18 protein-coding genes, 1 tRNA gene and 2 pseudogenes are annotated in these 18,925 nt (G+C 71.2%); 8 read left to right on the top strand and 13 right to left on the bottom strand.

What is annotated here, in order from left to right; genetic code table 11:
- Positions 1–2: 2 nt before the first annotated feature.
- From F9278_RS41160 to F9278_RS41150, 3 genes are all read right to left on the bottom strand, one after another.
- Positions 3–1,070 (bottom strand): maleylacetate reductase, encoded by a 1,068-nt coding sequence (locus F9278_RS41160; protein WP_152172865.1) that lies wholly within the window; start codon positions 1,068–1,070, stop codon positions 3–5.
- On the bottom strand, positions 1,070–2,002 hold the full coding sequence (locus F9278_RS41155) for a dioxygenase family protein (protein WP_152172864.1): 933 nt from the start codon (positions 2,000–2,002) through the stop codon (positions 1,070–1,072). The genes F9278_RS41160 and F9278_RS41155 overlap by 1 nt, the downstream gene beginning before the upstream one ends.
- A 97-nt stretch (positions 2,003–2,099) precedes the next feature.
- Complete coding sequence (locus F9278_RS41150; RefSeq protein ID WP_152172863.1) at positions 2,100–3,842, bottom strand: FAD-dependent oxidoreductase; 1,743 nt, start codon at positions 3,840–3,842, stop codon at positions 2,100–2,102.
- Between the two features lie 78 nt (positions 3,843–3,920).
- Here F9278_RS41150 and F9278_RS49115 point away from each other — a divergent pair.
- Positions 3,921–4,607 (top strand): annotated as a pseudogene (locus F9278_RS49115) (hypothetical protein); the annotation flags it as partial.
- Between the two features lie 12 nt (positions 4,608–4,619).
- Here the strand turns inward: F9278_RS49115 and F9278_RS49110 are convergent.
- The gene (locus F9278_RS49110; RefSeq protein WP_450373205.1) at positions 4,620–5,075 is read right to left on the bottom strand and encodes a hypothetical protein; all 456 of its coding nucleotides are present in this window, start codon (positions 5,073–5,075) and stop codon (positions 4,620–4,622) included.
- 55 nt (positions 5,076–5,130) lie between these two features.
- Between F9278_RS49110 and F9278_RS49105 the strand changes: the two genes are divergently transcribed.
- Positions 5,131–5,865, top strand: a complete 735-nt coding sequence (locus F9278_RS49105; protein WP_450373203.1) for a helix-turn-helix domain-containing protein — start codon at positions 5,131–5,133, stop codon at positions 5,863–5,865.
- 226 nt (positions 5,866–6,091) lie between these two features.
- Positions 6,092–6,925 carry a class II glutamine amidotransferase gene (locus tag F9278_RS41140; protein ID WP_152172862.1) on the top strand — a complete coding sequence of 278 codons (834 nt, stop codon included), beginning with the start codon at positions 6,092–6,094 and terminating at the stop codon, positions 6,923–6,925.
- 94 nt (positions 6,926–7,019) lie between these two features.
- Here the strand turns inward: F9278_RS41140 and F9278_RS41130 are convergent, their stop codons facing one another.
- The 4 genes from F9278_RS41130 to F9278_RS41105 all read right to left on the bottom strand — a co-directional run bounded on the left by F9278_RS41130 (position 7,020) and on the right by F9278_RS41105 (position 10,023).
- On the bottom strand, positions 7,020–7,262 hold the full coding sequence (locus F9278_RS41130) for a hypothetical protein (protein ID WP_226967154.1): 243 nt from the start codon (positions 7,260–7,262) through the stop codon (positions 7,020–7,022).
- A gap of 416 nt (positions 7,263–7,678) precedes the next feature.
- Positions 7,679–8,341, bottom strand: coding sequence for a class I SAM-dependent methyltransferase (locus F9278_RS41120; RefSeq protein ID WP_152172860.1), 663 nt, complete (start codon positions 8,339–8,341; stop codon positions 7,679–7,681).
- A gap of 542 nt (positions 8,342–8,883) precedes the next feature.
- A complete protein-coding gene (locus tag F9278_RS48910) occupies positions 8,884–9,321 on the bottom strand; it encodes a hypothetical protein (RefSeq protein ID WP_193241856.1) in 438 nt (145 codons plus the stop codon).
- An 81-nt stretch (positions 9,322–9,402) separates the two neighbouring features.
- Positions 9,403–10,023: a GNAT family N-acetyltransferase gene (locus tag F9278_RS41105; protein ID WP_193241855.1), complete on the bottom strand. Its 621-nt coding sequence runs from the start codon at positions 10,021–10,023 to the stop codon at positions 9,403–9,405.
- Between the two features lie 265 nt (positions 10,024–10,288).
- Here F9278_RS41105 and F9278_RS47795 point away from each other — a divergent pair, with 265 nt between their 5' ends.
- Positions 10,289–10,504, top strand: a complete 216-nt coding sequence (locus F9278_RS47795) for a hypothetical protein (protein WP_226967153.1) — start codon at positions 10,289–10,291, stop codon at positions 10,502–10,504.
- 98 nt (positions 10,505–10,602) lie between these two features.
- On the opposite strand, the gene F9278_RS41095 is transcribed toward F9278_RS47795, so the two are convergent.
- A tRNA-Pro gene (locus tag F9278_RS41095) sits at positions 10,603–10,676 on the bottom strand.
- A 99-nt stretch (positions 10,677–10,775) separates the two neighbouring features.
- On the opposite strand from F9278_RS41095, the gene F9278_RS41090 reads away from it, so the two are divergent.
- Positions 10,776–11,306 carry a DUF309 domain-containing protein gene (locus F9278_RS41090; protein WP_152172857.1) on the top strand — a complete coding sequence of 177 codons (531 nt, stop codon included), beginning with the start codon at positions 10,776–10,778 and terminating at the stop codon, positions 11,304–11,306.
- Between the two features lie 369 nt (positions 11,307–11,675).
- The gene (locus F9278_RS41085; protein ID WP_152172856.1) at positions 11,676–13,775 is read left to right on the top strand and encodes an MDR family MFS transporter; all 2,100 of its coding nucleotides are present in this window, start codon (positions 11,676–11,678) and stop codon (positions 13,773–13,775) included.
- Between the two features lie 12 nt (positions 13,776–13,787).
- On the opposite strand, the gene F9278_RS41080 is transcribed toward F9278_RS41085, so the two are convergent.
- Positions 13,788–14,561, bottom strand: a complete 774-nt coding sequence (locus tag F9278_RS41080) for a sulfite exporter TauE/SafE family protein (RefSeq protein ID WP_152172855.1) — start codon at positions 14,559–14,561, stop codon at positions 13,788–13,790.
- Positions 14,562–14,797: 236 nt separating this feature from the next.
- Here F9278_RS41080 and F9278_RS41075 point away from each other — a divergent pair, with 236 nt between their 5' ends.
- Both F9278_RS41075 and F9278_RS47790 read left to right on the top strand, forming a co-directional pair.
- Positions 14,798–15,607: an alpha/beta hydrolase gene (locus tag F9278_RS41075; protein ID WP_152172854.1), complete on the top strand. Its 810-nt coding sequence runs from the start codon at positions 14,798–14,800 to the stop codon at positions 15,605–15,607.
- Positions 15,608–15,722: 115 nt separating this feature from the next.
- Positions 15,723–15,977: pseudogene (locus F9278_RS47790) on the top strand (WhiB family transcriptional regulator); the annotation flags it as partial.
- A 241-nt stretch (positions 15,978–16,218) separates the two neighbouring features.
- Here F9278_RS47790 and F9278_RS41065 read toward each other — a convergent pair.
- From F9278_RS41065 to F9278_RS41055, 3 genes are all read right to left on the bottom strand, one after another.
- The gene (locus F9278_RS41065) at positions 16,219–17,580 is read right to left on the bottom strand and encodes an amidohydrolase family protein (RefSeq protein ID WP_152172852.1); all 1,362 of its coding nucleotides are present in this window, start codon (positions 17,578–17,580) and stop codon (positions 16,219–16,221) included.
- A 74-nt stretch (positions 17,581–17,654) separates the two neighbouring features.
- Positions 17,655–18,611 carry an alpha-ketoacid dehydrogenase subunit beta gene (locus F9278_RS41060; RefSeq protein ID WP_226967152.1) on the bottom strand — a complete coding sequence of 319 codons (957 nt, stop codon included), beginning with the start codon at positions 18,609–18,611 and terminating at the stop codon, positions 17,655–17,657.
- On the bottom strand, positions 18,599–18,922 hold the full coding sequence (locus F9278_RS41055) for a thiamine pyrophosphate-dependent enzyme (protein ID WP_319023128.1): 324 nt from the start codon (positions 18,920–18,922) through the stop codon (positions 18,599–18,601). Before F9278_RS41055 ends, F9278_RS41060 begins: the two co-directional genes overlap by 13 nt.
- Positions 18,923–18,925: the final 3 nt, after the last annotated feature.

The raw sequence follows: 18,925 nt of genomic DNA, 5'->3' as shown, positions 1-18,925 counted from the left end.
GGTCAGGGGTGTGCCGGTGGTGGTGTGCCCTCGTAGGCCGTGTTCAGGAGCTTCAGGGCGTCCGCCGTGGTGATCGGGCGTGGGTTGGGGTACGCCTGGGCGGTCACCTGTGCCGCGGCTGTCGCCAAGTCCGCTTCGCGTAGGCCCAGTTCGGCGAGGGAGCGAGGGGCGCCGAGGCTACCCGACAGGTTCCACAGGGCCAAGGGGGCGTTGTCCGCGCCCAGGGCGCGGCCCAGGGCCGTCATCGCTTCGGGCGCGGCGGGGGCGTTGTACGCGAGGGCGTACGGGAGGACGACCGTGTGGGTCTCGGCGTGCGGGAGGCCGAAGGTGCCGCCGAGGACGTGGCACAGCTTGTGGTGCAGGCCCATGGTGGTCGCGCCGAGCGCGGTGCCGCAGAGCCAGGCGCCGTAGAGGGCACGGCCGCGCGCCTCCGGGTCCCCGGGGTCGGCCGCCACGCCGGGGAGCGCGCCCGCCATGGCTCGGGCGCCCTCCTCCGCCGTCAGCGACACCAGCGGCGAGGCGTCCGGCGCGTACAGCGCCTCGGCGGCGTGGGCGACCGCGTTGATGCCGCTGGTCACGGAGAGGGGGACCGGGAGGGAGAGGGTGAGTTCGGGGTCGTAGACGACGCTGCGGGGCAGGACCGACGGGGCGCGGCCGGTGCGTTTGGCGCCGTGCTCGGTCAGCCCCCAGACCGGGGTCATCTCGGAGCCGGAGTAGGTGGACGGCACGGCGATCAAAGGCAGTTCGGTGCGCAGGGCGATCATCTTGCCCAGTCCGATGGCCGAACCGCCGCCGACCGCCACACAGCCGTCCGCGTCCACAGCTCGCGCCGCCCGCTCCGCCTCGTCGGCGATCTCCACCGGCACGTGCTGGCGGGCTTCCGTGAACAGTCCGGCGCACGCGTCGCCGAGCGAGTCCGCGACGGCACGGGCCGTCTCGGCGCCCCTCGGACCGCACACCACCAACAGCCGCCGCGGGCCCAGCCGTTCGGCCTCCCCCGCGACCGCAGTCACCGCCGCGCCTGGACGCATGACGACACGCATGGGCCGGGCCTCGTACACGAACTCCATCACACACGCCCCGAGTCGCGCGCGTCGGACCCAGGGGTCCGGACGTTGAGCACGAGGTCGAAGCGGGCGTGACGGAACGGGTTCGGGATGCCGAACTCCCGTGCCAGGGAAGGGTCGTCGGTCTCCGTGAAGTCCTGGACGAGGCTGTCCTTGACCGCGAACACCGCGTCGGAGTCTAGGTGGTCGCTGCCGGCCACGAAGATATGGGTGGTGACCGGGGTGTGCCCGTCCGCCGAGGCGATGAAGTGGATGTGGGCCGGGCGGTAGGGGTGCCGGGCGGTCGCGCGGAGGAGGTCGCCGACGGGGCCGTCCGTGGGGATGGGGTACGGGCTCGGCACACAGGTGCGGAACCAGAAGCGGCCCTCGGTGTCCGCCGTGAACAGTCCGCGGCCGTTGCCCGCCGGCTGGACCTCGGGCTGCTGGACGTCGTAGTAGCCGTCGGCGCTCGCCTGCCAGACGTCGAGGACCGCGCCGGGCAGCGGGGTGCCGTCCCGGGACAGCACCCGCCCGCTGATCACACACGGTTCGCCGCCGCCGACCAGGTCGATGTCCGCGCCGAGTTCCCGTACCGGCGACTCGGTCATGTGGAACGGACCGAGGACGGTCGACTCGGTCACGCCGCCGGGTGCCTCGCTCCTGTGCTCGTCACCCTCGTCACCCTCGCCGCTGTTGATCGTCTCGACGAGCATCGAGACGCCGAGGACGTCCGACAGGAGGACGAACTCCTGCCGGGTGTCGGTGCAGGTCTGCCCGGTGGCGGTGAGGAAGGCGATCGCCCGCTCCCATTCCGCCGTCGTCGGTTCGGTCTCGCGGACGAAGGCGTGGAGGTGGCGGGTGAGGGCGGCGAGCAGCTCCCGCAGGCGCGGGTCGGCCGTGCCGTCGAGGCTGTCGACGACCGCCTCGGTGATCCGGGTGGTGAATTCGGTGGTCATGCCCCAACTCCTACGACTGTTCGTGCGCCCGCGCCACAGCCGCGCGCGAGACCGTTCCTGTCCAGGTCCTCTTCAGGCAAACCGCGCCCGCCCCCGTTCAGGCACGGCCGAGAATGCGCGGCACCGCCTCCGTCAACAACCGCTCGGCGTCCGCCGAGGACGCGGGTGCCGTCGCGTGCCGGAAGGCGACATACCCGTCCGGCCGTACGAGGAGGGCTCCGCCGTCGGCGGTCTCGCGGAGCCGGGCCCAGTCACCGTACGGGTCCTCGTACTCCTGGCCGGGGCCGATGACGGCGGTGGCGATCTCCAGGTCCTGGGCGCCGGCGGCCCGGAGCCAGTCGGCGCCGCCGATGCCGGTGAGCAGGGTGAAGCGGCCCCGGCCGACGGTGTCGAGGGTGGAGAGGGTGCGGGTGCCGGAGGTGATCCAGGCGTGCGGGAGTTTGGCGCCGGGGCGGGAGGTGGGCTGGTGGTACAGCTCGGGGTCGCGGTCGAAGCCGGGGTCGGGTGTGCCGTCGGGGACGATCGCCGCGGAGCTTTCGGCGGAGTACCGCTGGTTGAGGTCGACGCCGTGCGCGTTGAACTCGTACACCTTGAACGCGATCGCCTCGCGGAGCCTCGCCCGCTGCTTCTCGGCGGCCTCGGTGGCGTCCTTGCGGGCGGCGATGTTGGCCCAGAGCTGTTCGGGGGTCTGCGGGGAGAGTCCGTCGAGGGCCTCGAAGACGGGGGCGGTCTCGCCGATGGACTTGTTGGCGCGGGTGACGATCTGCCTGCCGATCGGGGCGCGTTCGGCGGTGTAGGTGTCGAGAAGAGCCGGGGACGCGGTGCCGTCGAGGACGAGCTTGAGCTTCCAGGCCAGGTTGTAGGCGTCCTGGACGGACGTGTTGGAGCCGAGGCCGTTGGACGGCGGGTGGCGGTGCGTGGCGTCGCCGGCGCAGAAGACCCGGCCGTTCGCGTACGTCTCCGCGTACATCTCGTTGACGGTCCAGGCCGCCGACGACTTGATCGTCACCGGGATCTCGTCGTCGCCGACCAGCCTGCGGACGATCGACTCGGCGTACTCGGTGGTCAGATCGGGGGCGCCCGCGGTGACGTCGTACCCCCAGACGATCAGCCACTCGTTCCACGGCCGTACGCATCGCACGAGGCCCGCGCCGATGCCGCCGACGGTGGCGCCGGGGGCGAGCACCCAGTAGAGCGTGGACGGGCGGTGCGCGGTGTACTTCGACAGGTCCATGTCGAAGACGATGTTGATGCTGCCGGCCACGCCCATCTGGCCGCCCATGGGCAGTCCGGCGTCCTCGGCGACCTGGGAACGGCCGCCGTCGGCGCCGATCAGGTACTTGGCGCGGATGGTGTACTCGTCGCCGCGCAGCCGGTCCTCGACCGTGACCGTGACGCCCTCGTCGTCCTGGACTAACGACTTGTAGACCGTGGAGAAGCGCAGGTTGGTGCCGCGTGCCACGGCCGCGTCGACGAGCACGGGCTCCATGAGGTGCTGCGGCATGTCGCACATCCGGGTGGGGCTGGCCAGTTCGTGCGCGGCCTGCACGAGCGGGTCGTTGCCCCAGGAGCGGATCCGGCCCAGCTCCTCGCCCGCGAGGCTGGTGCAGAAGGTCGTGTTCCCCATCAGGTGCTGCGGGGTGGCCTTCGCGACGACCTCGTCCTCGACGCCGAGGTCGCGCAGCACCTCCATGGTGCGCTGGTTGGTGATGTGCGCGCGGGGCGTGTCCGCGAGGCTCGCGTAGCGGGTGACGACGATGTTCGGGACGCCGTACGTACTCAGGGCGAGCGCGGCGGAGGCGCCTGCCGGGCCACTGCCCACGATCAGTACGTCGGTCACGACATCCGGCCTTGCGACTGGTTCTGCTACTGGCTCTGCGACCGTCTCGACGGTGTGCACGGGGGACGCTCCAGGGAAATGAGAACAGGCACCGACCGTTCAAGATCATGGAGGGCGGCGCGGGAGCGTGGGTGTCTCAATAAGAGACAGTGCGTGCGGTTCGGGCCCGTTGTCGGCTGTTCGACCGCGCCGGGTACGGTGAGTGGTGTCGTGACCACCACGGAGCATCTCCCCGTCCACCCTGCCCTGGCCTCGCTGCGCAGGGCTCGTGAGTTGTTCCTCGAAGGGCGCCAACTGCCGGACGGGGTGCCGGAGGAGATCGTCGCCGCGTGGAGGCGGGCCCGGTTCTTCGGCGTACGCCATGACGGCGTACGCCATGACGGCGGGCGGGACGACGTACGGCCGGACGCCGCCAGATCCGACACCATACGCTCGGACGCCGTACGGCCGGACGCGTCCGCTCTGTTGGCGGCGGCGCGGCCGGTGCTCGAACGGCTCGCCCCCGCCGTCGGCACCGGACGGACGGCCCTTCTGCTGACCGACGAGCGGCTGCGGGTGATGTGGGCGACCGGGTGCGCGCCGGACGATCCCTGTTGCGAGGACCTCTCCGAGCAGGTGGTCGGCCACAACAGCGCGGCGCTCGCGCTGCGCACACGCCGTCGCTCCGAGGTGCACGGGCCGGAGCACTTCCTCGATCTGTGGCAGGACGTGTCCGCGGTCAGCGTGCCCGTGCTCGCGCCGGAGACCGGGCGGACCGTCGGCACGGTGACGGTCGCCTCAGGGCTGTGCGCCGAGTGCGCGCCGCATCCGTGGGCCTCCCTCGCCGAGGCGGCGGCCGGTGCCGTCGAGGCGGAGCTGCTGGCGCGGTCGCAGCCGGCCGAGCGGGTCCTGCTCGACGCGTATCTGCGGGCCGCGCGGGAACGGGGGCGGGCGGTCGTCGCCCTCGACGGCCGCAACCGCCTGGTGAACGAGGCAGCGGGGCGCCTGCTGTCGCCGGAGGGACTGGACGCGCTGGAGCGGGGCGTGGCCGTGCTGCTGCGGGATGCGAATGGAGGGTGGGGGGCCGATGTGACGCTGGCCGGCTCGGCGGAGGCCGGTGCGGTGCAGGCCGACTCGGTGCAGGCCGGTGCGGTGCAGGCCGGTGCGGTGCAGGCCGGCGTGGCACCTGGCTCGGCCCGGATTCGGTTGCCGGACGGTGTGCGGTGTTCCGCGACGGTCTCGCCCGTGTCGCACCGAGGGGCGGGGTGTCGTCGCGCTGGCCGGGCACTCGGTGCCGTGGCGGCACGCGGTGGGCCGCGCGACGGAGTTGGCCCGGTCGCCCGAGCCCTTGCTGCTCGTCGGCGAACGCGGCACCGGGAAGACCGCGCTCGCCCACGAACTGGCCCCCGAGCTGCTGGTGGTCGACGCGGCGGAACGCGAACCCGGCTTCCTGATCGGCGAGTTGACGGACGGTCACGCCCTCCTCATCCGCCATGTCGAGCGCCTCTCACAACCCGACACCGCGGCCCTCAACTCACTCCTCGACACCCACCCGGGCGCTCCCCTGCTCGTCACCTACACCCCCGGAACCCCGCCGGGCCCGTGCCTCCAGCGACTCCTGGACACCCTGGCCGCCCGCTCGGTCACCCTCCCCGCGCTGCGTGAACGGCCCGAGGACATCAGGGAGTTGCTGACAGCACTGGCCCCGAAGCCGGCACCCGGACAGCCCCCGCTCACCTGGACCCTGGACGCCCTGCGCGCCCTGGAACAGCATCCGTGGCCCGGCAATGTCACCGAACTCGTCCATGTCGTGCGGGCGTTGGCCGAGCAGCGACGTGCGTCGGGGCCCGTACGGCGCGCCGAACTGCCGGACGCCGTCCGCGAGGGTCCCGCGACCCGGCGGCTCAGCCCCATGGAACACGCCGAACGCTCCGCCATCCTGGAGGCCCTCCGCCGCAACGGTGGCAACAAGGCCCGCGCGGCGGCGTCCCTGGGCATCGCCCGCGCCACGCTGTACCGAAAACTCCGGGGCTATCGCGACTGACCGCACACACCCGGCACGTACACCCACCAGCGCGTACGCCCGCGCGGGCAAGCGGGCAAGCGGGCAAGCGGGCAAGCGGGCAAGCGGGCAAGCGGGGGATCCGTCCGTGAGGCCGTCGTGTGGCGATCAACGGGTGGCCGCACGACCATGGAATTGCCGGTCCACCCGTAGGTCCCGTACGTCCTGTAGGTCCCGTACGTCCCGTACGCCAGGAAGGTGGTAGCCGATGTGCCGGTGGCTCGCCTACTCGGGAACGCCGATCCTGCTCGACACGATCCTCTACAGGCCGGCGCACTCCCTGATCGACCAGAGTCTGCACTCACGGCTGGGCGTCGAGACCACCAACGGTGACGGGTTCGGCGTCGGCTGGTACTCGCCGGACCTGGAGACACCCGCGGTCTTCCGCGACATCGGTCCGGCCTGGAGCAACCGCAATCTGCGGGAGATCGCCGACCATGTCCGCTCCCCGCTGTTCTTCGCCCACATCCGGGCGTCGACCGGTACGGCGGTGCAGCAGACCAACAGCCACCCGTTCCGCCACGGCCGCTGGATGTGGATGCACAACGGGGCGATCGCCGACTTCCATCTGGTCCGGCGGGACCTCTCCATGGCCGTCGCCCCGGAACACTTCGCCGACGTCGAGGGATCGACGGACTCCGAGCTGATGTTCTATCTGGCGCTCACCTTCGGTCTGGAGGACGACCCGCCCGGCGCGGTCGCGCGGATGGCGGGCCTGGTGGAGCGGACCGGCCGGGAGCACGGAGTCGAGTTCCCGCTGCAGATGACGGTGGCCGTGACGGACGGACAGGCGTTGTGGGCCTTCCGCTACTCCAGCCAGAAGACATCACGCTCGCTGTTCTACAGCACCCGGGTGGAGACCCTGCGCTCGCTCCATCCCGACCTCGCCTTCCTGCGGGAGGTCTCCGACGAGACCCGCCTCATCGTCTCCGAGCCCCTCGGCGATCTGCCCGGCGCCTGGAACGAGGTCCCCGAGAGCAGCTACGGCGTAGTCCGGCCCGGCGCGGACGTACTGCGCTCCTTCACCCCACAGGCCCCGTAGCCACCCCCGCCATAGCCGTAGCCATAGCCATAGCCATAGCCATAGCGGTAACGGTAACGGTCGGTAGCAACAGCGGCAGCGGTACGGCGGCAGCTCAGTCGAATCGGAGGACGCGCGGGGCGAAGGTGCCCTCGGGGCCGTCCGCGCGGCCGACGGACCACACCGAGGCCGTGCCCGGCACCGGTGCCGGCCGCAGCACCGAGGAGCCGCCCTCCCCGGCCACCGCCGGTTCACCGTACCCGGTGAACGACTGTCCGTTCCAGGCGAGGAAGGCCGGTCCGGGGACGAGCGGCGGGGTGCTGCCCGGTGGTCCCCAGGCATGGACCCGGGACGCCACCTTCCCCGGCGCCGACGAGCCGGGCCGGCTCGGCAGGGTGCGGCCGCAAGCCGTCGGCGGCCTGCTCGTACCCGGTCGCCCACGCCTCGCGGGACCCTCGGGCGGCGAGATCGGCCACGGTCACCGGCGGCGCCGCAGCCGGCACGTCCAGCGCCGACCAGCCCGGCCGCACGGCCTCGGCCGACACAGCGACCGTAACCGCAGCCGATGGGTCTGCCCCGGCCGGTGGCACCACCACCGCGCACGCGATCAACAGCCCGACAACGACCTTACGGAGACCGTTCACGAGCCCCCCCCAGGACGCGAAGGCCGCACAAGTTACTGGCGTTCGCCCACTCGTGCACAGACCGCATCCGGCCGATCACGGCTCCCTCCGGAGGCCCGTCGCAACACGGGCCCCTGGAGCGGCCGTTGGGTCAGACGGCCTCCAACTCTGCCTTGCGGGCGAGGAGTTGAACCTGCCGGAACTGCCGTCGGTCGTCGGGCTGGGGTTCGCGGACCAGGCGGGCCACCTCCGCCAGCCCGTTGTCGCGCAGCAGCGTGGCCAGGTGGTCGGGCCACCACCGGTAGGCGGGCGCGACGGCGTGATCGAAGACCTGCGTAGGACGCGACACGTCCTCGCTCGCCGAGAAGCAGATCAGCAGGTGCCCGCCGGGTGCCAGCACCCGGTGGAACTCCCGCAGGACGGCGGGAAGTTCGGGAGGCGGGATGTGGATGACGGACCAACGGGACAGTACGCCGTCCAGCGCGCCGTCGGCGATGTCCAGCGCGGTCATCGAGCCCACGTCGAACCGCAGGCCCGGACAGGCCTCGCGAGCCAGCTCGATCATCGTGGGAGAGGCATCGACACCGAACGCGGAGAGCCCCAACTCGGCCAGATGGGCGGTGACATGGCCGGGCCCGCACCCCAGGTCCGCGACCCGACCGTCCCCGCTCTCCCGTACGGCCTCGGCGAACACCCCCAGGATCGCGCGGTCCAGGGGCCGGTCACGCAAGGTGTCGCGGAACATCTCGGCATAGGTGGGGGCAACGGCGTCGTACGCCTCACGGGTTGTCTGAAGAGCATCGTGTTCGACCATGAGCGCGACGGTAGCGGAGACCTTCTGCCGGGCTGTCTCGGTCGACGGCCCCCGCTACGGGGTGCTAGAAGTGCCGTAGGCGCAGCAGGAACCGGCAGCCGCCGGCGCGGCCGTCGGTGTCGAAGAACCACCCCGCCCCGGAGCTCCAAACAGAGCATGGCCAACGCCGGCATGGGTCACCGCGACCGGCGGCGCCGCCCAGGACAGGCAGCGCCGACTGATCGGCCGTGGTCCGGGCCAGCTGGAGCCCGATCGATACGGGCGGCTTCGCGCTTGCTGTCTGTCGGCGGTTGCGTCGACCAGGACGCCGCTGGGCACGCGTACGCCTGCGGCGGACACGACGGTCTTCGCGGCGTGCTTGTTCATCCCGATCGCCGAGGCCGGCACCCCGGACCCGGCGTAGGGAACACCCAGCGTCTCCAGCAGTCCCTGCACCCGGCCGTCCTCCGCGCCCCGGCCGGCGATCGCGAGGAAGGCCGCCTGAGCACCGTCGAGCGCGGCAAGCTTTGTCCCGCAGCCGAAACGGTGGGTGGTCGAGCAGGTCAATGGCACCCTGATGCCGCACCGGCGCCTGGCCCGCGAGTACGACCACTGCCCCGACACCTCCGCCTCACGGTCCACTGTGCCTCCACCGCGAACATGACCCGCCGCCTCAACACGCCCACTCCCACCTGGCGCGGCACCCTCCGAGCGGCCGTGTGGACATCACCGAGTTCCTGACCGATCTCCAGGCCCGCCATGACGGAACCGTTGCCCGTGCCGATGAACTCCGCAGCCAGATAGAGGACTTGACCGGCGCACTCGCCGAGACCGAAGCGCGTCTCGCGGAGTTGGCCACCACCCGAAAGGTCATCGCCGAAATCGCGCCGACCGGCGACGGACGTGAACTCGATCCGCCCGAACAGGCCACCGCCTACCAGGCCATCGTGAACGCCTTCAACCAGCACCCTGACCAGGCACTCCGGGTCCGTGGACTGCACGAACTCCTCGGCATGCCAACCGACGACCCGACCATGAACGTCACCCGCAGCCGCCAGGACGCCTCACCCGTCAAGGCTTCCTCACTCAACCTGGACGCGGCCGCTACCAGAGACGGGCCTAACGCCGCTCTTCGCGGGCTGGATCGGCACGGCCGCTGGCTGCCACTCTCGCCTGATCAACCCGAACACCCACGAGTCGGATACCTCGCCGTTCACGACGCAGTCCTCCCGCAACGTCCCTTCACGCATGAATCCGATCTTCTCCAGGACCCGGGCCGATGCCATGTTGCGCGTATCGGTCTCGGCCTGAACTCGATTCAGGTCCAGTGTGTCGAATGCCCACCGCAGCAAGGCGTGCGCGGCCTCCGTCGCGTAGCCGTGTCCCCACATCGCTTCGTCGAGGACGTAGCCCAACGACGCGCTGCGGTAGTCCGGGTTCCATCCGGTCAGACCGCACCAGCCGACGAAGGCCCCGTCAGCAGCGCGGTCGATGGCCACCCGGGCCCCGGTGCCTTCGTCCGCCATCTTCCGGCACATGGTGATGAAGCGTTCGGCACGGGCCCGTTCGTTCCACGGCGGGGAATCCCAGTAGCGCATCACGTGGGTGCTGCTGTGCAGGGCGAAGAGCAGGTCCGCGTCGGCGTCGGTGAAGGGGCGCAGTCGCAGGCGAGCGGTGTGCAATATGGGGGTGGCCAAAGTCATGCGCACCATCCTGTGTCCTCACGGGGCGGGCAGAACACCGAATATCCGATACCGGTCCGATGCTCACGACCAAGGCCCGGCCTACCAGCAGATCGTGCACGGCACGACTACTCGGCCCGCCCACCGACGACCCGGACGAGGTCACTACTGTCATCACCAACCACCACGGTGATGTGATCGACGTCTGGCGCACCGACTTCCGTCGATCGTCGATCGTCGATCGCCACAGTGCTCAGCGAGTCGGCGAGAGGAAGAGGGGCAGCTCATGAGCGGTGATCAGCCGCTTGAACCGGATACTGCGCAGCGGTACCCGGGCCGCACAGCGCCGCCGATCCGTCCCCTCGTCTCCCGGCTCGTCCTGGCAGCCGGCCCCAACCCCGACGTCCACAAGATCACCGCCGCGGGAAACGCCCTCTCCGCACACCTCAGCGCCCGGCGTGCCCCCCGCTCCCTGCCGGGCCCGATCGTGATCGCACGCTGACGCGGTCAAGGGCGTTGGTCCCCAACTGGTCCCCAAAAATGATCAAGGGGCCGTTCTGGATTGCTCCAGAACGGCCCCTGAACTGCGACTCCGTCGAGTCGGGACGACAGGATTTGAACCTGCGACCCCTTGACCCCCAGTCAAGTGCGCTACCAAGCTGCGCCACGTCCCGGTGCGCTGTCCGCGGTGAACCGCGTGATCGCGCAGTGAGCACTTTACCGTACGTCGGCCACTGCCCCGGAGCCGGTGAGGGGCGGGGGACAATCGAGGTATGAGCGGTACAAGCGGTACAGCGCAGGACGACGGGACGACGCGGGGGCGGGACCGGGACGAGGAGGGGCGGGCGCGGAGTGCGCGGCCCCGGGACGGGCTGGGGCGCCCGTTGCCTTACGGGGCGCCGGGGGTGGAGCGGCAGCCCGAGGGGGTGGTGCGGGCCCCCGAGGACACGGTCGTCGAGGCGCAGGCGCTGCTGGACGCGGGGAAGCCGTTCCACGCGCACGAGGTCTTCGAGGACGCGTGGAAGTCCGGGCCGGACGAGGAGCGCGCGCTGTGGCGGGGCCTCGCCCAGCTCGCGGTGGGTCTCACCCACTCCGCGCGCGGCAACGTGAAGGGCGGTGCGCTGTTGCTGCGGCGCGGGGCCGGTGCGGTCGAGGAGTGGGGCGCCGGGAGCGGGCGGCGGCGTCCGTACGGTGTCGATCTGGCCGGGGTGGGGGCGTGGGCCCGGCGGCTGGCCGGGGTTGTGGAACGGGAGGGGCATGCGGTGGACGCGGGGGTGTGGGCGCCGAGGTTGCGTGGGGACTAGGGGGCGACTGGAACGCCGTGGAGTGGGGTGGGGTGGGGTGGGGTGGGGTGCGTTGTCGGGTGCGGTCCGGTGGGGCTTCTCGCGCAGTTCCCCGCGCCCCTAAGAGACCAGGCCCCTGCGGGCCTGAAAGACCAGCCCTCTGCGGGCCTGAAAAGCACGGGGCGCAGCCCCTGCTTTTCAGGGGCGCGGGGAACTGCGCGACCAGCCCCCACCGGACCCGCACCCGACAACGCACCCCACCCACCCCACCCACCCCACCCACCCCAGACACCCCCACCTGAAGCCACCCCCACCCCCACCCCACCCCAGAAGGCGCACCCAAAGCCGACTCCGCATGCACGGGCCGGAGCCCGGTGTGATCGTGGCCGTGTGACGATCACCGAGGACGCCGCCGCCCCGCCCGCCGCGCAGGCGCCCGTGCTGAGCAAGCGCCAGCGCAACGTCGTGTTCGTGACGATCATGCTGGGGATGCTGCTGGCGGCCCTCGACCAGACGATCGTGGGGACGGCGCTGCCGACGATCGTGTCGGACCTCGGTGGTGCGGAGCACATGTCGTGGGTCGTGACGGCGTATCTGCTGGCGGAGACCGTGTCCACGGCCCTGGTGGGGAAGTTCGGCGACCTGTTCGGCCGGAAGGTCGTCTTCCAGGTGTCGGCGGTCGTGTTCATCACGGGCTCGTTCCTGTGCGGCCTCGCCTCGAACATGACCCTGCTGATCGTGTGGCGCGGGCTGCAGGGCGTGGGCGCCGGTGGGCTCATGGTCACGGCGATGGCGTTGATCGCGGATGTGATCCCGCTGCGGGAGCGCGGGAAGTACCAGGGGGCGATCGGCGCGGTGTTCGGGGTGGCGACGGTGATCGGGCCGCTGCTCGGCGGGCTGTTCACCGACCATCTGACCTGGCGCTGGTGCTTCTACGTCAACGTGCCCATCGCGATCCTCGTGGTGGTGGCCGCCGCCCGCACGATCCCGGTGGTGAAGTCGGCCGCCAGGCCCGTCATCGACTACCTGGGCATCGGTTTCGTCGCGGCCGGCGCGAGCGCGCTGATCCTGGCGACGAGCTGGGGCGGGAACGAGTACGCCTGGGGTTCCGGCGTCATCGTCGGGCTGTTCGTGGGCGGCGCGGTCGCGCTCGGGCTGTTCTGCTGGGTGGAGACCCGCGCGGCGGAACCGATGCTGCCGATGCGGCTGTTCCGCAACCCGGTCTTCACGGTCTGCTCGATCCTCAGCTTCATCGTGGGCTTCGCGATGCTCGGCGCGATGACGTATCTGCCGACCTATCTCCAGTACGTCGACGGCGACTCGGCCACCGTCTCCGGCGTCCGTACGCTCCCCATGGTCATCGGGCTGCTGATCGCGTCCGTGGCCAGCGGAAACGTGGTCAGCAAGACCGGGCACTACCGGACCTTCCCGATCGTCGGCTCGTTCGTGATGGGGGTCGGCCTGTTCCTGCTGTCGCTCATGGAACCGGGTACGAACGTCTGGCTGGAGTCGCTCTACATGTTCGTGCTCGGCACCGGCATCGGGCTGTGCATGCAGGTGCTGACGATCGCCGTGCAGAACACCGTCGACTACGCCGACCTGGGCACCGCGACCTCGGGTGTCACCTTCTTCCGTACGCTGGGCAGTTCGTTCGGCACGGCCGTGTTCGGCACGATCTACGCCAACACGCTCGCCCCCAAGCTGTCGGCGGCCGTCGAGGAGGCGGCGCGTACGGGGGTGGCGGAACCGGCGGCGATCGCGCGGGCCTCACAGAGTCCCGAGGGGTTGCACCGGCTGCCCGCCGAGGCAGCCGAGCCGATCGTCCAGGCGTACTCGGAGACCCTGCAGACCGTGTTCCTGTGGACCGTGCCGGTCGCGGCCGTCGGGTTCGTGGTGGGGCTCTTCCTCAAGCAGGTGCGGCTGCGGGACAGTGCGCGGGCGGGCTCGTCGGACATGGGTGAGGGGTTCGCACGGCCGCCCGCCGGGGACTCGCAGCGGCTTCTGGAGACGGCCGTCGGGAAGATCATCGGCGGTACGGAGCTGGAGACCGCCCGCCGGATCGTCCTCGGTTCGGACACGCGGCTGGACATCGCGGGCGCCTGGGCGGTCATGCAGGTCGAGCTGTTCACCCGGATGGTCGGGCACGCCAATCTGACGCTGATCGCCGCCCGTCGCCAGATGCCGGCGGAGGTGCTGGTGCCGGTCTTCGCACGCATGGTCGAGGAGGGCTATCTCACCCGGCACGACACCCTCTTCGCCCACACCGAGGCCGGTGCCCGTGAGGCCCGGGTGATCAGCGAGGCCTGGGGCGACTGGCTGCGGCAGCGCCTGGAGAAGGACTACGGCCGGCCCGCCGACGCGGAGCTACGGGCCGCCGTCGACACCATCGCCAAGCGGCTGCTGCGGGAGGACCTGTCCCACGGGCTGCACATGCGGGCCCCGGCGCCGACGCCGTCCGGGGCGGGGGGCGGGGCGGCGGCTGAGCGGTAGGCGTCATGGGGCTCAGCGGAGCAGGAGTTGCAGACCGCCGACGATCGTCGCCGCGATCACCAGCTGTTCGAACACCTTCTGGTTGATGCGGTTCACCGCCCACTTGCCGAGGAGGGCGCCCGGTACGACGAACAGGGCGAGTGCGGCGTCCAGGAGCAGCGAGTTGGCGTCGATGAGGCCGAGGCCCACGCTGAAGGGGACCTTGGAGACGTTGACGATGAGGAAGAAGAAGGCGGACGTGCCGAGGAAGCCGAGCTTCCGGAAGCCCGCCGAGAGCAGATACATCGACATCACGGGGCCGCCGGCGTTGGCGACCATCGTGGTGAAGCCGCCGAGGACACCGTACGAGCGGGCCTTGACGCGGCCGGTGCGGGTGGTGATCGCGTCGGGTTCGTCGTCCTTGTCGACCGTGCGCCGACGCCAGATCGTGACGGCCGTCATCAGCAGCAGGATCGCGCCGATCGACGTACGGACCGTCTGGTCGTCGGCCCGGATCAGGAAGAGGGTGCCGAGGACGACACCGGCGGCGACCGCCGGGAAGAGCTTCCACAGGGTGGGCCAGTGGGCGTGCCTGCGGTAGGTGAGGACGGCGAGGACGTCTCCGACGATGAGGATCGGCAGCAGGACCCCGGTCGAGGCGCGGGCCGGCAGGACGGCCGCGAAGATCGCGAGGCTGACCGTGTTGGCACCGCTCACGGCGGTCTTGGAGAAGCCGACGAGCAGGGCGGCGAAGGCGAGGGCCGCGAACTCGGCTGTGGACAGCTGCCAGAGAGTCATCGTGTTCATGCGGAGACCGATGCTAGGCGCACCTATCGGCACACGACAGGACCGTCTCGCCAGTTGATCCTGCCGCCGCCCGCTTCGAGCACCGGCCGCTTCGAGTGCCGGTCACTTCGAGCACCGGTCACAGGTTCGATCTTTCGCTCACGCGTTCGGGCTTTCGCCCCGGACGGCCCATGGACCATCGTCCGACGGGCTGGCAAGATCCCCCGGGTACCTTCACCGACGTAGTTGGAGGAGTCATGGCCGACTCGCGCGAGCACAGCTTCGCCGGCACGCGGGGCGGTGTCACCGCACGGGAATGGCCGTGCGAGGGGGCGCGGTACGTCGTGCTCCTGGTGCACGGCTACGGGGAGCACATCGGCCGGTACGAACATGTGGCCGACGCCCTGGTGCGGCACGGCGCGGTGGTGTTCGGCCCCGATCACATGGGCCACGGCAGGTCGGCGGGCGAGCGGGTGCTGATCGAGGACTTCGAGGCCGTGGTCACCGACGTGCACGCCGTGGAGGTGCTGGCGCGGGCCGCGTATCCGGGGCTGCCGGTGGTGCTGATCGGTCACTCCATGGGCGGTCTGATCGCCGCGCGGTACGCCCAGCGGTACGGCGCCGGGCTCGCCGCGGTCGTCCTGTCCGGGCCGCTGATCGGGATCTGGGAGCCGCTGCGGGCCCTGCTCGCGCCGCCGGAGGTGCCCGAGGTCCCGCTCGACCCGAAGCTGCTGTCACGGGACATGGCGGTCGGTGCCACGTACGCGAACGATCCGCTGGTGTGGCACGGCCCGTTCAAGCGGCCGACGCTTGAGGCCATCGACCGCTCCCTGGAGACGATCTCGAAGAGCGGGACCATCGGTCCGCTGCCGCTGCTGTGGCTGCACGGCGACGACGACCGGATCGTGCCGCTCGCGGGCAGCCGTACCGGGATCGAGGAGTTCCGCGGCGCCGAGTGGACCGAGCGGATCTATCCGGGCGCCCGGCACGAGGTGTTCAACGAGACGAACAAGGGTGAAGTGCTCGCGGACGTCAAGGAGTTCGTGGACGGCGTGCTCGACCGCTGAGACCACCGGCGGACCGGGACGGGAACGGGAACGGAACCAGGAACGGGAGCGGAATCGGAACCACCCGGCCCGGATGCAGCGTTTCGCCCCATCCGTCCTGGGCACCCGGGCCCGTATGGAGTGGTTGCTGAAAGCTGCCTGCGTGGGAGAGGACCCCGAACTGTTCTTCCCCGTGGGCACCACGGGACCGGCGCTCGACGACGTCGCCGCCGCCAAACGCGTCTGCGCCCGCTGCCCGGTGCGCCGCGAGTGCCTCGACTGGGCGCTCGACAGCGGGCAGACGGCCGGTGTGTGGGGCGGCATGGGCGAGGAGGAGCGCACCGACCTGCTGCGCAGGACCGGAAGCGCCGACGCCGCCCGGCACGCGGCACACGCCACTACGAGAGACAGCGGCGGCACGGTTCGCCCCGCGAGGGCCGACGGACGGCTGGTTGCGGGACACCGAGGTCGTACGGCCGCGTGAGCGGATCGCCGATGCGGTCCATGTCGATGCGGTCGGTGTCGATGCGGTCGGTGCCGATGCGGTCAGCGCTTTCCGTTCCGCCGCCGGGAACCCCCAACCGCCGTACGGTGGTTGGGGGTTCCCGGCGTATCGGCGCGGCGCCCGTGCGTCATGCGTCGCGCTTCCTCGCGGCCACCGCCTCCAGCAGGCGGTCGCGTGACTCCTCGACCAGGCGGCGGGCCCGGCCGGTGTCCGCGAGGAGCTTGCCGTCACGCTTGTGGACCGCGCCGTCGACGATGACCGTCTCCACGTTGGAGACGTCCGCGCCGAGCGTCACGGCCGCCGTCGCGTCGTGCACGGGCGCCATGTTGAGGGCGGTGGCGTCGAGGGCGACGACGTCGGCCCGCTTGCCGGGGGTCAGGGAGCCGGTGCGGCTCTCCAGGCCGGCCACGTGGGCTCCGTTGAGGGTGGCGATCTCCAGCATCTGACGTGCCGTCAACATGGTGGCGGGTACGGGAAGGTTGGCCTGCCAGCAGTCGGCGTTGACACGGCCGCGTTCGGCGCCGAAGGCGGCCCGGATCTGGGTGAACATGTCGCCGGGGACGGTGGTGACGACGTCGATGCTCAGGGACGGCCGCAGCCCGTGTTCCAACGCCTGCATCACGGGCGGCCAGCCGTGACCCATCTGGGTCTCCACCTGGGCGGCGATGGACACCGTGCCGCCGCTGTCGGCCACCATCCGCCACTCCTCCTCGCTGAGGTGACAGCAGTGGACGTATGTCGTGTCGGGTCCGAGCAGGCCCAGTTCGCGCAGCTGCCTGACCAGGCCGAAGCGTCCGGCGAGGCGGCCCATGGCGACGTGCACGGTGAGGGGGATGTCCAGCTCGCGGGCGAGTGCCCACTCCTGGGTGACCACGTCGTTCGTGCAGAAGCCGGGGCCCCGGGTGGCCAGGCCCATGGTCAGCAGACCGTCGTCGGAGGAGAAGTGCTCGGCGCGGATACGGCGGACGTCGTCGCCGGGGACCGCGATCTTGCTGTCGAACCAGTAGTCGGCGAGGGAGGTGTTGGCGCTGCCGTAGGCGTACTGGGCGCGGATACCGGTCTCCGCCAGCGCCCGGATCGCGGCGTCCGGGTGCTCGGGCGTGTTGTTGATGTGCGACCAGTCGACGAGGGTGGTGATGCCCGCGTTGAGGCACTCCAGGGCGCCGGCCAGATTGCCCGCGTAGACGTCCTCGGGGGTGTAGACGGGCGCGAAGGTGTCGAGGACGTCGACGAAGTAGTCGTCGAGGGTGGCATCGGGGGCGCAGCCGCGGATCGGCGCCTCCCAGGTGTGGCGGTGGGTGTCGACGAAGCCGGGGATGACGATACGGCCGGTCATGTCGAGCACCTCGGCGTCCACGTCCGCGTCGATCGCGGGCTCGACGGCCGTGATCGTGCCGTCCTCGATGAGGACGTCGCCCACGGGCAGATCGCCGATGGCCGGATCCATCGTGACGACATGGCCCGAGCGCAGCAGCATCCGTTTGGTCATCGCCGTTCCTCCCAGAGGTGGGTCCGAATGAAAGCTGACGGGGAGTCAGTATGCGGCGAGGTCGCGGACGGTCCTCATGACCCGGCCGACGGTGGGGACGACCCGCTCTTCAAGGGTGTCGGCGAACGGCAGCGGCACGCACTCCCCGCCACCCGCCGGACGGGCGCGTCCAGCAGGCCGAAGCCCTCGTCGGCGACGACCGAGACGAGGGTCGCGCCCCAGCCGCCCTGGTACGGGTTCTCCTCGACGGTCACCAGACGCGAGGTCCGCCCGAGCGGGCCGAGCACGGTGGCCGTGTCCAGCGGGATCAGCCCGCGCAGGTCGATGACCTCGGCGTCGATGCCCTCCTCGGCCAGGCGCCGGGCGGCTTCGAGGGCGACGGGGACCATGGCGGCGAGCGCGACGAGGGTGAGGTCGTCGCCCTCGCGGACGACCCGCGCGCGGCCCAGTTCGACGACGTGGTCCGGTGGCGGGGGCGGGCCCTTGGCGGCAAGGAGGGCCTTGTGCTCGAAGAAGACCACCGGGTCGTCACCGCGGACGGCGGCGGCCAGCATCCCGATGGCGTCGGCCGGGGTCGAGGGTGCCGCGATCTTGAGGCCGGGGACGGTGAGGGCCCAGTTCTCGGTGGACCGGGAGTGCTGGGCACCGAAGCCGAAGCCGAGGCCGCCGCCGTTGGCGGTACGGACGACGAGCGAAACGGTGATCTGACCACCCGTCATATACCGTACTTTCGGTATCTCGTTGGCGAGGTAGTCCCAGCAACAGGCCGAGAAATCACTGAACATGATCTCGGCGACCGGTCTGATGCCGGTCATCGCGGCGCCCATCGCCGCGCCCACGATGGCCTGTTCGGAGATGGGCGTGTCCCACACACGCTCGGGCCCGAACTCCTTCAGCAGTCCGACGGTCGTCCTGAACACTCCCCCGGTCTCCGCGATGTCCTCGCCCAGGCACACCACGGTCGGATCGCGCCGCATCTCCCGGGCCGGGGCCTCGGCGACCGCCTCGCGATAGGTGATCACGTCCGCCATGCGGCACCTCCGTCGGCCCATACGTCGGTGAGGGCCTCGGCGAGATCGGGGCCGGGCGCGTTCCTGGCCGCCTCGACGGCATCGGCCACCGTCCGCTCGACACGCGCGTCGGCGTCGAGGGTGGACTCGCCGAGGGCGGCGAGCCGGGCGCGGGCCAGATCGAGCGGGTCGTGCCGCAGCCAGTGCTCGACCTCGTCGGCCGGGCGGTAGCCGGCCGGGTCGGCGCGGCTGTGCCCGTAGTGCCGGTACGTCCGCGCCTCCAGCAGTCCGGGCCCGTCTCCCGCTCGGGCCCGGTCCGCGAGGCGGGCCACCGT

Source organism: Streptomyces phaeolivaceus (genome assembly GCF_009184865.1).
GTDB lineage: Bacteria > Actinomycetota > Actinomycetes > Streptomycetales > Streptomycetaceae > Streptomyces > Streptomyces phaeolivaceus.
The sequence above is the reverse complement of the archived record's forward strand: the minus strand, read 5'-3'. Positions and strand labels throughout refer to the sequence as shown.